The sequence below is a fragment of the Streptomyces sp. NTH33 genome (assembly GCF_003236365.1).
GTDB lineage: Bacteria > Actinomycetota > Actinomycetes > Streptomycetales > Streptomycetaceae > Streptomyces.
This window is the reverse complement of sequence record NZ_POTZ01000211.1, coordinates 1-11,930: the sequence shown is the minus strand read 5'-3', so window position 1 is coordinate 11,930 and position 11,930 is coordinate 1. Positions and strand designations below refer to the sequence as shown.

Sequence of the window (11,930 nt, the reverse complement as noted above, 5' to 3'; positions counted from 1 at the left end):
GAAGTCGCGTTCACCGAGGCGGGGCCGCCCGGGCGCCCCCGCCTCGGTGAACGCGACTTCGAGCCCGAGCCCCTCACCCCGGAGGAGTCCCGCGTCGTAGCCTCCTGGGACCGCGACCTCGACGCGCTCACCGGAGAGCTCCGGCGTGCCCGGCAGGGCGTCACCGACGTACCCCTGCCGACGGCACTGACCGCGTCGCAGCTACTGCACCTGGCGGCCGACCCCGACGGGTTCGCGCGGGAGCTCGCACGCCCCATGCCGCGCCCCCCGCAACCCGCCGCACGCCGTGGCACCCGCTTCCACGCCTGGGTCGAAACCCGCTTCGAGGAGCTGACGCTGCCCATGCTGGAGCCCGAGGAGCTGCCCGGCGGCGACGCCGAGATCGCCGACGAACGCGACCTGGAGGCCCTCAAGGCGGCCTTCGAACGCACCGAGTACGCACACCGCACGCCCCACCGTGTCGAGGCGCCCTTCCAGCTCGCCGTCGCCGGACGTGTCGTCCGGGGCCGTATCGACGCCGTCTACAAGGAGGGCGGCGGGGACACGGCGACGTACGAGATCGTGGACTGGAAGACGAACCGCTCACGCACCGCCGACCCGCTCCAGCTCGCCGTGTACCGGCTGGCCTGGGCCGAGCAGCACGGCATCCCTCTGGAGCGCGTCACCGCCGCGTTCGTGTACGTGCGCACCGGCGAGGTCGTACGGCACGACGACCTGCCCGGCCGGGCGGAGCTGGAAAGGCTGCTCCAGGAGCCGCGGCCCGAACCGCAGTGTGACGAACCGCCCGAACGGGATGCCGCCGCGGGCCGATAGGCTCGGAAACATGAGCCAGACCCCGGACAGCGCCGTCCGTACGTACATCGAGCAGCACCGCGCCGCCTTCCTCGACGACCTCGCCGCATGGCTGCGCATCCCCTCCGTGTCGGCACAGCCCGAGCACGCGTCCGACGTACGCCACAGCGCCGACTGGCTCGCCGGCAAGCTGCGGGAGACCGGTTTCACCACCGCGGAGGTCTGGCAGACCCCGGGCGCCCCGGCCGTCTTCGCCGAGTGGCGCTCCGACGACCCCGACGCCCCGACGGTCCTCGTCTACGGCCACCACGACGTCCAGCCCGCCGCACGTGAGGACGGCTGGGACAGCGAGCCCTTCGAGCCCGCCGTCCGCGAGGGCCGCCTCTACGCGCGCGGGGCGGCCGACGACAAGGGCCAGGTGTTCTTCCACACACTCGGCGTCCGCGCCCACCTCGCCGCCACCGGCCGCACCGCCCCGGCCGTCCACCTCAAACTCCTGATCGAGGGCGAGGAGGAGTCCGGCTCCCCGCACTTCCGGGCGCTCGTCGAGAGCCGCGCGGACCGCCTGGCCGCCGACGCCGTGATCGTCTCCGACACCGGCATGTGGTCCGAGGACACGCCCACGGTGTGCACCGGGATGCGGGGCCTAGCCGAGTGCGAGATCCGGCTGTCCGGCCCCGACCAGGACATCCACTCCGGCTCCTTCGGCGGCGCGGTGCCCAACCCGGCGACCGCCGCCGCCCGCCTCGTCGCCGCCCTGCACGACGAGCACGCGCGCGTGGCGATCCCCGGCTTCTACGACGGCATCGTGGAACTCACCGACCGCGAGCGCGAACTCTTCGCCGAGCTGCCCTTCGACGAGGAGCAGTGGCTGCGCACCGCCAAGTCGTACGCCACCCACGGCGAGGCCGGGCACACCACCCTGGAGCGCATCTGGGCCCGCCCCACCGCCGAGGTCAACGGCATCGGCGGCGGCTACCAGGGCCCCGGCAGCAAGACGATCATCCCGTCCACCGCGATGGTCAAGCTGTCGTTCCGCCTGGTCGCCGGTCAGGACCCCGACCACGTCGAGAAGGCCGTGCGCGCCTGGGCCGCCGACCAGGTGCCCGCCGGGATCCGGTCCGAGATCACCTTCGGTGCGGCCACGCGCCCGTGCCTGACGCCGCTGGACCACCCGGCCCTGCAGTCCGTGGTCCGCGCCATGGGCCGGGCCTTCGGCACACCCGTCCGCTTCACGCGCGAGGGCGGCTCGGGCCCGGCCGCCGACCTCCAGGAGGTGCTCGGCGCGCCTGTGCTCTTCCTGGGCATCTCCGTCCCGTCCGACGGCTGGCACGCGCCGAACGAGAAGGTCGAACTCGACCTCCTGCTCAAGGGCGCCGAGACCAGCGCGTACCTGTGGGGCGACCTCGCGGAGCACTGGCGCGATGTGCCCTGACGGGTGGCCACCGGCGCGGGCGGCCTCCTGCCAGGAGCACACTGGAGAGGCCGCCGCGCACCTCCAGGATCCGCCGCACGCGGACGCCTCCTGCCGCACGTCCCGCTGAACCGCCGCCGAAACAACCGTTGCACCGGGGGAGTTGGAAGCACTCGTGACCACCTGGACCGACCACACCGCCGACCGGCCCATCTCGCTCACCGCGCCCAGCGGCATCGACCGGGCCGCCCACCACCGGCTCGACGAGGCCTGGCTGGCCGCGGCGTGGAGCCATCCCTCGACGCGCTGTTTCGTGGTCTCCGGCGGCCAGGTCCTGATCGACGAGACGCCCGACGGCCGGACCGAACTCGTCATGACCCCCTCCTTCGAGGCCCCCCTCACGGAGGCGCACCGCTACTTCCTGGGCACCGACGAGGACGGCGTCAGCTACTTCGCCCTGCAGAAGGACTCCCTGCCCGGTCGCATGGACCAGTCCGCCCGCCCGGCCGGCCTGCGCGAGGCCGGCCTGCTGCTGTCGCCGCGCGACGCGAGCCTGATGGTGCACGCGGTGGCCCTGGAGAACTGGCAGCGCCTGCACCGCTTCTGCTCCCGCTGCGGCGAGCGCACCGTGATCGCCGCGGCCGGCCACATCCGCCGCTGCCCGGCCTGCGGCGCCGAGCACTACCCGCGCACCGACCCAGCGGTGATCATGGCCGTCACCGACGAGAAGGACCGCATCCTGCTCGGCCGCCAGGTGCACTGGCCCGAGGGCCGCTTCTCCACGCTCGCCGGCTTCGTCGAGCCCGGGGAGTCCATCGAGCAGTCGGTGCGCCGCGAGGTCCACGAGGAGGTCGGCGTCACCGTCGGCCAGGTCGAGTACGTCGCCAGCCAGCCCTGGCCGTTCCCGTCCAGCCTGATGCTGGGCTTCATGGCCCGCGCCGTCTCGACCGACATCGCCGTCGACGGCGACGAGATCCACGAGGCCCGCTGGTTCTCCCGCGAGGAACTCCGCACGGCCTTCGGCTCCGGCGAGGTCCTGCCCCCCTACGGCATCTCCATCGCGGCCCGCCTCATCGAACTCTGGTACGGCGAGCCACTGTCGACGCGGACCGCCGTCTGAGCCGAAGAGGGCCGAAGAGGGCCGAAGAGCAAGGGAAGGCGGCTCCCGAGAACTCTCGGGAGCCGCCTTCCGCACAAGCGCGAGACGCGCCGGGATCAGGCGCTGAGGGCCTGCTTCACCTGGGCAAGGCTCGGGTTCGTCATGACGACCTCGCCCCCACCGTTGGGGGAAACCACCCGAACAGTGGGAACCGTCTGGTTCCCGCCGTTCGCCTTCTCGACGAAGGCCGCGGACTCCGGGTCGTGCTCGATGTTGATCTCGGTGTAGGCGATGCCCTCGCGGTCCATCTGGCTCTTCAGCCGACGGCAGTAGCCGCACCACGTGGTGCTGTACATCGTCACAGTGCCCGGCATGTCTCTTGCGCTCCTTTGGCGGATCGGGGACGTAGGTGTAGCACTGGGGGAACGTACGCCATCGACCCGGCATTCCCACCGGGGGTATCCGGATGCCGGCACAAGAGTCACGGGAGTGACGCCTGTCGCATAAGTACGACTGCGGGGGCCCGCCTGTGGACAACCGGCTCACCCGTCTCGGGCGACCTGGCAGCATGGCCGTGTGACAGCAGCAACGCACTCCCCGCTCTTCCCTCAGGCCCCGGACTCTGCCGACGCGGTGCTCGACGGGCTCGACCCGGAGCAGCGCGAGGTGGCCACCTGCCTGCACGGGCCGGTGTGCGTCCTGGCGGGCGCCGGCACGGGCAAGACCCGGGCGATCACCCACCGCATCGCCTATGGCGTGCGGGCGGGGATCCTCCAGCCCACCAGCGTGCTCGCCGTCACCTTCACCAACCGGGCGGCCGGTGAGATGCGCGGCCGGCTGCGCCAGCTCGGCGCGCACGGCGTGCAGGCCCGCACCTTCCACTCCGCCGCACTGCGGCAGCTGCAGTACTTCTGGCCGAAAGTGATCGGCGGAGCCATGCCCCGGCTCGTCGACCGCAAGATCCAGCTCGTCGCGGACGCGGCCGCCGCCTGCCGCATCCGCCTGGACCGGGGCGAGCTGTGGGACGTCACCGCGGAGATCGAGTGGTCCAAGGTCACCCAGACCGTCCCGGCCGACTACGCCCTCGCAGCCGCGAAGGCCGGTCGCGAGACACCCCGCGACCCGGCCGAGACCGCCCAGCTGTACTCCGTCTACGAGGACCTCAAGCGGGACCGCTCCGTCATCGACTTCGAGGACGTCCTGCTGCTGACCGTCGCCATCCTGCAGGACCGGCACGACGTGGCCGAACAGGTCCGCGCCCAGTACCAGCACTTCGTGGTGGACGAGTACCAGGACGTCAGCCCCCTCCAGCAGCGCCTGCTGGAGCTGTGGCTGGGCGAGCGGGACAACCTGTGCGTGGTCGGTGACGCCAGCCAGACGATCTATTCGTTCACGGGGGCAACCCCCGACCACCTGCTCGACTTCCGCACACGGCACCCCGGCGCCACCGTCGTCAAGCTGGTCCGCGACTACCGTTCCACCCCGCAGGTCGTCCGTCTCGCCAACGGACTGCTCGCCCAGGCCCGCGGCCGGGCCGCCGACCACCGGCTGGAACTGGTCTCCCAGCGCGCCCCGGGCCCCGAACCCGTCTACGCCGAGTACCCCGACGAGCCCGCCGAGGCCGAGGGCACCGCCCGCCGTGTCCAGGAACTCATCGCCTCCGGTGTCCCGGCGAGTGAGATCGCCGTCCTGTTCCGGACGAACTCCCAGTCCGAGACCTACGAGCAGGCCCTCGCCGACGTCGGTGTGCCCTATCAGCTGCGCGGCGCGGAGCGCTTCTTCGACCGGCCCGAGGTGCGCAAGGCGGGGGTCGCGCTGCGCGGTGCCGCCCGCTTCGGCGGCAACGACTCCCTCCTCGACGACGCCGTCGACCTGCCCTCCCAGGTGCGTGCCGTGCTGTCCGGGGAGGGCTGGACCCCGCAGCCGCCGGCCGGCTCCGGCGCGGTCAGGGAGCGCTGGGAGTCGCTGGCCGCCCTGGTCCATCTCGCGCAGGACTTCGCCGCCGCCAGACCGGGCGCCACCCTGAGCGACCTCGTGGCCGAGCTCGACGAGCGGGCGACCGCCCAGCACGCCCCCACCGTCCAGGGCGTCACCCTCGCCTCGCTGCACTCCGCCAAGGGCCTGGAGTGGGACGCCGTCTTCCTGGTCGGGGTCGCCGAGGGCATGATCCCGATCACCTACGCCAGAACCGACGAGCAGGTCGAGGAGGAGCGCCGTCTCCTCTACGTCGGTGTCACCCGCGCCCGCGAGCAGCTGTACGTCTCCTGGTCGCTGTCCCGCTCGCCCGGCGGCCGTCCGAACCGCCGCCCGAGCCGCTTCCTCGACGGGCTGCGGCCCGGCTCGGCCGGCGTCGCGGGCCGGGCCGCGCTCGGTGCCTCCGGGGGCATCGAGCGCGGCTTCACCGCGGCCGCCGGGGCCGTGGGGAAGCCCGTCCCGCCGCGCACCCGGCGCACCCCCGCCCGGTGCCGGATCTGCGGACGCGCGCTCACCGACGGCGGCGAGCTGAAGCTGATGCGCTGTGAGGACTGCCCCTCCGACATGGACGAGGGTCTGTACGAGCGGTTGCGCGAGTGGCGGGCGGAGCAGGCCGGTCGCAGCGGGCAGCCCGCCTTCTGCGTCTTCACCGACAAGACCCTGATGGCGATCGCCGAGTCCGTTCCGGACGACGAGCGCGAACTGGCGCGTATCCCTGGGGTCGGGATGCGCAAGCTCCGCCGGTACGGAGCGGATGTTCTGGCCATCTGCGCAGGTCAAGAGCCCGGTGCGGAAGAGGACGGGAACTGACGCGAACTCGTCGGGAAAATAGTTTGCGCGCGCCCCGTCAAGCCCCATAGGTTCTTGGTCACGGGAACGGTGGCCTTCCTGAGGCCCCGGTTCCGTGTTGTACTTGTGTATCCGTGCGGACTGGCTCACCCCAGTCCCCTCAGACGCCGAGAGGAGGCGAGTCCAGTGATCAGCATCAAGAGCAGCTTCTTCAGCACCGCCAAAATGACCGATCGCTCGGTCGTCTCCCTGTGCATGCTCGGCGCCTCGAACCAGGGCACCGGTCTGTCCGGCATTCGTGCCGCGCGTCCGGCGTCCTCCGTGTCTCTTGCGGGTCTTCCCGTTCGTGAGCGCGATGAGCGACCGACGAAGGCACTGGAAGCAGTAGTGGCACAGGCGCAGGCCTATGCCTTTACGGCGGCCGGTGCCGGAAACCGGAAGCAGACGCAGCACCACCTGATGTGGGCCTTCCGTGGGCCAGAACCCTGGAGTGATCCAGCCTGATCGCCGATCAGGCCGGCGCCTTCAGGGCCGCGGAACCCCACCCGGGATCCGCGGCCCTTCTGTTTTCCCCGAACGGGGACGGCGGAGTGAAGGCGCCTCGGAACAAGTAAAGAACCCGGTACCCAGCCGACACCCGGCCCACCGGCCGGTCCGACCAGACGAGGAAGACGAACCGTGCAACTCGAAGCGCACGCCCCGTCCGTACCGCCTTCCGACACGATCCCCAAGCCCGGTCTCACGGAGGACCCCGCCTTGACCTCGCTCACCGCGCTCACCGCGCTCACCGCGCTCACCGCGCTCACCGCGCTCGACGACGCCATCGACAACCTCGGCGCGCCCGTCCCGTGCCGTTCCTACGACCCGGAGGTCTTCTTCGCCGAGTCGCCGGCGGACGTGGAGTACGCCAAGTCCCTGTGCCGCACCTGCCCGCTGGTCGAGGCCTGCCTCGCCGGCGCCAAGGAGCGGCGTGAGCCCTGGGGCGTCTGGGGTGGCGAGCTGTTCGTCCAAGGTGTTGTCGTCGCCCGGAAGCGGCCCCGTGGCCGCCCGCGCAAGAACCCGGTCATGGCATGAACACCGCAGGAACGATCGACCGCCCCCTCACGCACGACCCCCAAAAGCAGGCCCCGATGAAGCCGTCCACCAGCGAACCCGCAGGTTCCGCGACCGAAGACGTCACCACCATTGGCGCGAACGACTCGCGTCAGAACAGGACCCGAGAGATGCAACTCATCCCAGAAGCCCTGGCCCGTGCGCATATGCACGAACGACTGCACGAGGCGGAGCAGCAACGCCAGGTCGCGCGCCTGGCTGCCGCCCGCCGGATGCAGCGCCGCGCCGAGCGCGCCTCGCTGCGCGCCCGTCGTGCGCTTGCCATGGCGGTGATGCAGTAACCGACCACGCTGCGCACACCGCCCAGCGGCGGCCTCCCCGCCCGGGAGGCCGCGAACTCTCCCCGTGGGGGCAGGTCCGTCCGAGCGGACCTGCCCCCACGGTGCGTTGTTGCGCCCGCCGCTGCACGGCCCGGAGGTATCGTCACCGGGTGACGAGTCTTCCCGGAGGTACGGACCACGGCGACTTCGCCGCGCAGCGCCCCGCCCTGGTGTGCGCGCGCTGCGGCACCCCGGCCGACGGCCCCCCGCCCACCTGGACCTGTTCCGTGGAAGGCGGCGTCCGGCGCTACTTCTGCGACGCCTGCTCCCGGAAGAACCTCCGCTCGATCGAGGGCCGGCTCGACTCGGCCTGGTGGTAGACCCCGCCCGCGCTCAGGCCTCGGCGGCCGCCTGCTCGTCCTCCGGGTCCTCGTCCTCCGGGCCGGCGGCGCCGGTGGCGAAACCCGGCAGCCACTGCTCCAGCTCCTCCCTCAGCCGCACCGTCGCCCCCAGCTGGCACAGCACTCCGATCGTGCTGAGCGTGACGCGGTGTATCAGCAGATACGCCGGCGGCAGGTTGAGCTGCTTGCCCAGCTGGTAGGCGGGGGAGCGGGGGTCGGCGATCCGGGCCGCCTGGCTGCGCATCCAGCCACGGGTGAAGGTGAACTCCTCCACCAGGGCCGGTTCGATGATCGGCAGCAGGTAGTCGAGGACGGCGTCGGGATCCAGCTCGACGGACTCCTTGACGAAGCCCTCCGCGCACAGCATCCGGTAGACCGTTTCCGCTTCCCCGTCCAGCGTCATGCGCAGGGACTGGCCGATGGGCGTCGGCAGCCCGCCGGGGAGCCGGTCGACGGTGCCGAAGTCCAGGACGCCCAGACGCCAGTCGTCCTCGCCGCCCGGTCCACCGGGCAGGAGACGGAAGTTGCCGGGATGCGGATCGGCGTGCAGCAGGCCGGTGCGGGCCGGGCCCGAGAACAGGAAGCGGGCCAGCAGCTGGCCGGCGCGGTCGCGCTGCCCCTCGGTGCCGTCCGCGATCACCTCGGACAGCGGGACGCCGTCCATCCACTCCGTGACCAGGACTTGTTCGCGCTGGTGGACGACCGCGGGGACCACGACGTCCGGGTCGCCCTCGAACTCCTCGGCGTGTACTTGCTGGGCCTGTGCCTCCAGGGCGTAGTCCAGCTCCTCGGAGACCCGGTCCTTGAGCTCGGAGATCAGCGGCTTGATGTCCACGCCGGGAACCAGCGGCCCCAGCAGCCGGGCGAACCGGCTCAATTGACTCAGGTCGGACAGCAGAGCCTCGCCGGCGCCCGGGTACTGGACCTTGACCGCCACCTCGCGGCCGTCGTGCCACACCGCCCGGTGCACCTGCCCGATGGAGGCCGCCGCGGACGGCTTGTCCTCGAACTCCTCGAACAGCTCGTGCCAGTTCGCGCCGAGCCGCTCCGCCAGCACGGCGTGCACGGTGCGGGTCGGCATCGGCGGCGCGGCCTCCTGGAGCTTGGTCAGCGCGGCCCGGTAGGGGCCGGCGACCTCCTCGGGCAGCGCCGACTCGAAGACGGACAGCGCCTGCCCGAACTTCATCGCCCCGCCCTTGAGCTCGCCGAGCACCTTGAACAACTGCTCGGCCGTGCGTTGCTGCAGCTCGCGGCCTACAAGCTCCGCGGACTCGCCGACGATCCGTTTGCCGAGTCCCCAGGTGGCTCTCCCGGCGAAACCGAGCGGGAGCGCGGCGAGCTTGGCGGTCCGGGTGACCGCCTTCCGGGGAAGATCAGACATGCGCCCTCCAAGTCCCAGCAAGCCGCGCCGCGTCTGCCTGACGGCAGGGCGTTGATGACGGCCCTTGCCCAGCCATTGTCTCGCGTGCCTCCCCGTTCATTGAGACCAGTTCCCCCTCGGCTTTCTCCGCCGCTCCGCACGGGCAGGAGGGATGCGGCCGCATCGGCCGCGCACGCCAGTTCAGATCCGGCACGGACACCTCCCAGCGGGCGCCCGCGCTGGACGGCAACTCCCCGTCCAGGAAGGCCAGCGCGTGCCCGGCCGCCAGGGCGGCCACCGTCGCGGCGAGAGGCAGATCACAGGGAGGTACATGGCGTGGTCTTCCCGAGCGCCACTGTGCCACCAGGCGGGGCCAGGTCGCGTCCCGGTCCGTGCGGCCCAGGTGCAGACAGCCGGCGCAGCTCGTCTCGCCGGGCAGGACGAGCGGGCCCACGACGCCCGTGCCCTCCACCACCCCGGCGTAGAGGTGGGGGGCCCCGGACTCGACGAGGGAAGCGGCCTGGGACGGATCGGGTGCGTGCACGGCGATGTCGTCCCGCGGGGCGAGGACCACCAGGGAAAAGCCCTGCTCGCCCCGCTCGGCCGACACGTCCTGCTCGGCCGGTGGCCGGGGAGCGCGCCGGACCGGACGGTCGGGCGCGGCCCGGCGCACGGCCCGCCGCGCCGCGGCGTCCCGGCGCTCGCCGACGGCCTCGGCGGGCAGCCCGCCCGGGGTGACGTCCCACGGCTCCACGCGGCCGCCGTCGCGCACGTCGACCTCGCCGACCCCCGCACCGGACAGCAGCGCGGCCAGCGCAGCGCCCACCCGGCCCGCGCCCCGGACCTGCACGCGCAGGCCACGCCGGGCCGCCAGACGCCCGATCGCCTCGCCCGGCTCGCGCGTGACCAGGGAGAGGGCGGCGAGATCAGGCGCCAGCCGGTCCATGACCTCCTTCTTCTCCCGGAGCGCGTCCGCCGCCGCCCCGCCGCCCCGGGCGTCGTCGAGGAGCCCCGCGTGGGCCAGACGCTCCACGAGGCGGTCCACATGGCCGTCGGGCAGGTTCATGCGGTGCCCCTCCTCGCGCAGGAGGGGCAGTCCGCGCGTGCCGTTGAGCAGGTCCAGGAAACCGCCCGTCGCGGTGTCCACCGGACCCAGTGTCAGCGCGTGCGCGGGTGTCATCCCGAACTGCACGGTGTTGAGATCACGCCAGCCGCGCCTGAGCGCGGGTTTCACCATCGGATGCATGCGAGCCCCCGTAGCCCGGAGAACGAAGTGAGTGCCAGCATGCCCGCCCCGGCCGGCCGGGGCCGAAAGTTGTCCACAGGCTGGGGGTATTTGTCGTACAAGCAGGACGCCGGGTGGGGGATCGGCACGGAACCGTTCCGGACCCGGGACTTCTCGCACGTACACCCGGTACCGTCGGGGCGTGTCCGCCGACCCACCGCACCGCGCCGGAATACCGCAGCGCGGCAAGACGAGCCCGCCGCCGAGCGGCCCGGCGGCGAGCGCGATCGAGGTCCGCAGGAGCACCCGCCGCCGCCGCACGGTCTCCGCGTACCGCGAGGGCGATCGCACCGTCGTGCTGATCCCCGCCCGGATGTCCGAGGCGGAGGAGCGGCGCTGGGTGACCGTCATGCTCGACAAGCTGGCCGCCCAGGAGAGCCGGCGCACGCTCGGCGACGCGGAACTCGTCGAGCGCGCCGAGCGGCTGTCGGCCCAGTTCTTCGACGGCCGGGCCCGGCCCGCCTCGGTGCGCTGGGTCACCAACCAGAACACACGCTGGGGCTCGTGCACACCGGCGGAGGGCAGCATCCGGCTCTCCCACCGCCTGCAGGGGATGCCCGAGTACGTCGTCGACTACGTCCTCCTGCACGAGCTCGCCCATCTGCTCGTCCCCGGTCACGGCCCCGACTTCTGGCGGCTGCTGGAGGCCTATCCGCGTACCGAGCGGGCCCGGGGCTACCTCGAAGGGGTGGCCGCCGCCGGACGGCTGCCGCAGGTGCCGGGCACCCGCGGCGAGTGACCACGGCCTCGGGGGCGTGAGGTACCACCGGACCGGGTTTGTGTACCGGGTCTGTACCGACTTCGTCCGATGTCGGAGTTTGCCGTTAGCCTGGCGCGACGTACTCGCACTCGGGATGGGGGACGGTCGTTACGCATGCCCAGGGAATTCCAGCGCGGCCACAAGGCCAGGATCAGTGACCTGACCGCGGGCACGGATCTGTACGTAGGCGTGCAGATCTCGGCCCCCGGACTGACCTTCGACATCAGCTGCTTCGGGCTGGACGCCGACGAACACCTCTCGGACGACCGGTACTTCGTCTTCTTCAACCAGCCGAAGTCCCCCGAGGAAGCCATCCAGATGCTGGGGCCCCAGGCGGGCGACACGGAATCCTTCCGGGTCACGCTCGAGAAGATCCCGCCGCGGATCCAGAAGCTGTCGTTCACCGCGACCATCGACGGCTCCGGACAGATGTCGCAGATCAACCCCGGGTACCTGCGCATCGTGGCAGGCGGCGAGGAGGTGGCCCGGTACGCGTTCAACGGCTCGGAGTTCTCCACCGAACGGGCCGTGATGCTGGGCGACTTCTACCTCAAGGACGTGTGGCGGTTCGCGGCCGTCGGCCAGGGCTTCGACGGCGGCCTAGAGGCGCTGCTGAAGAACTTCGGCGGCGAGGTCCTGGAGGAGGAGAGCGCTCCCGACCCGGCCCCGCAGCAGCCGCAGCC

Annotated in this window: 13 protein-coding genes; 10 read left to right on the top strand and 3 right to left on the bottom strand. The window is 72.1% G+C overall.

The features are described 5' to 3' along the window. The 3 genes from C1I97_RS20320 to nudC form a co-directional block, all read left to right on the top strand. On the top strand, positions 1 to 813 hold an 813-nt coding region (locus C1I97_RS20320; RefSeq protein WP_146608248.1), incomplete at its 5' end, for a PD-(D/E)XK nuclease family protein. A 10-nt stretch (positions 814 to 823) separates the two neighbouring features. After that, positions 824 to 2,227 carry a dipeptidase gene (locus C1I97_RS20315; protein WP_111004645.1) on the top strand — a complete coding sequence of 468 codons (1,404 nt, stop codon included), beginning with the start codon at positions 824 to 826 and terminating at the stop codon, positions 2,225 to 2,227. Between the two features lie 142 nt (positions 2,228 to 2,369). Next, positions 2,370 to 3,326 (top strand): NAD(+) diphosphatase, encoded by a 957-nt coding sequence (gene nudC / locus C1I97_RS20310; RefSeq protein ID WP_181446815.1) that lies wholly within the window; start codon positions 2,370 to 2,372, stop codon positions 3,324 to 3,326. A gap of 95 nt (positions 3,327 to 3,421) precedes the next feature. On the opposite strand, the gene C1I97_RS20305 is transcribed toward nudC, so the two are convergent. Beyond that, the gene (locus C1I97_RS20305) at positions 3,422 to 3,679 is read right to left on the bottom strand and encodes a mycoredoxin (RefSeq protein ID WP_111004644.1); all 258 of its coding nucleotides are present in this window, start codon (positions 3,677 to 3,679) and stop codon (positions 3,422 to 3,424) included. A gap of 202 nt (positions 3,680 to 3,881) precedes the next feature. Here C1I97_RS20305 and C1I97_RS20300 point away from each other — a divergent pair, with 202 nt between their 5' ends. From C1I97_RS20300 to C1I97_RS20280, 5 genes are all read left to right on the top strand, one after another. After that, positions 3,882 to 6,089: an ATP-dependent DNA helicase UvrD2 gene (locus C1I97_RS20300; protein WP_111004643.1), complete on the top strand. Its 2,208-nt coding sequence runs from the start codon at positions 3,882 to 3,884 to the stop codon at positions 6,087 to 6,089. A gap of 165 nt (positions 6,090 to 6,254) precedes the next feature. Next, a complete protein-coding gene (locus C1I97_RS20295) occupies positions 6,255 to 6,572 on the top strand; it encodes a hypothetical protein (RefSeq protein ID WP_111004642.1) in 318 nt (105 codons plus the stop codon). Between the two features lie 174 nt (positions 6,573 to 6,746). Beyond that, on the top strand, positions 6,747 to 7,142 hold the full coding sequence (locus tag C1I97_RS20290; RefSeq protein ID WP_111004641.1) for a WhiB family transcriptional regulator: 396 nt from the start codon (positions 6,747 to 6,749) through the stop codon (positions 7,140 to 7,142). After that, the gene (locus tag C1I97_RS20285) at positions 7,139 to 7,462 is read left to right on the top strand and encodes a hypothetical protein (RefSeq protein ID WP_111004640.1); all 324 of its coding nucleotides are present in this window, start codon (positions 7,139 to 7,141) and stop codon (positions 7,460 to 7,462) included. Before C1I97_RS20290 ends, C1I97_RS20285 begins: the two co-directional genes overlap by 4 nt. 149 nt (positions 7,463 to 7,611) lie before the next feature. Continuing rightward, a complete protein-coding gene (locus tag C1I97_RS20280; protein WP_111004639.1) occupies positions 7,612 to 7,821 on the top strand; it encodes a hypothetical protein in 210 nt (69 codons plus the stop codon). Positions 7,822 to 7,834: 13 nt separating this feature from the next. Here C1I97_RS20280 and C1I97_RS20275 read toward each other — a convergent pair whose 3' ends face one another. Then, positions 7,835 to 9,223 (bottom strand): ABC1 kinase family protein, encoded by a 1,389-nt coding sequence (locus C1I97_RS20275; RefSeq protein ID WP_111004638.1) that lies wholly within the window; start codon positions 9,221 to 9,223, stop codon positions 7,835 to 7,837. Then, the gene (locus tag C1I97_RS20270) at positions 9,216 to 10,448 is read right to left on the bottom strand and encodes a TOMM precursor leader peptide-binding protein (protein WP_111004637.1); all 1,233 of its coding nucleotides are present in this window, start codon (positions 10,446 to 10,448) and stop codon (positions 9,216 to 9,218) included. The genes C1I97_RS20275 and C1I97_RS20270 overlap by 8 nt, the downstream gene beginning before the upstream one ends. Before the next feature lie 181 nt (positions 10,449 to 10,629). Between C1I97_RS20270 and C1I97_RS20265 the strand changes: the two genes are divergently transcribed. Further along, positions 10,630 to 11,226, top strand: a complete 597-nt coding sequence (locus tag C1I97_RS20265) for a M48 metallopeptidase family protein (RefSeq protein WP_111004636.1) — start codon at positions 10,630 to 10,632, stop codon at positions 11,224 to 11,226. 135 nt (positions 11,227 to 11,361) lie between these two features. Then, positions 11,362 to 11,930, top strand: a 569-nt coding sequence (locus C1I97_RS20260; RefSeq protein ID WP_146608247.1) for a TerD family protein, incomplete at its 3' end; no start/stop codon positions are given.

Coding starts and splice junctions, on each gene's coding strand:
- C1I97_RS20305 (WP_111004644.1), bottom strand. CDS start 3,679: ATGCCGGGCACTGTGACGATGTACAGCACCACGTGGTGCGGCTACTGC.
- C1I97_RS20275 (WP_111004638.1), bottom strand. CDS start 9,223: ATGTCTGATCTTCCCCGGAAGGCGGTCACCCGGACCGCCAAGCTCGCC.
- C1I97_RS20315 (WP_111004645.1), top strand. CDS start 824: ATGAGCCAGACCCCGGACAGCGCCGTCCGTACGTACATCGAGCAGCAC.
- C1I97_RS20270 (WP_111004637.1), bottom strand. CDS start 10,448: ATGCATCCGATGGTGAAACCCGCGCTCAGGCGCGGCTGGCGTGATCTC.
- C1I97_RS20285 (WP_111004640.1), top strand. CDS start 7,139: ATGAACACCGCAGGAACGATCGACCGCCCCCTCACGCACGACCCCCAA.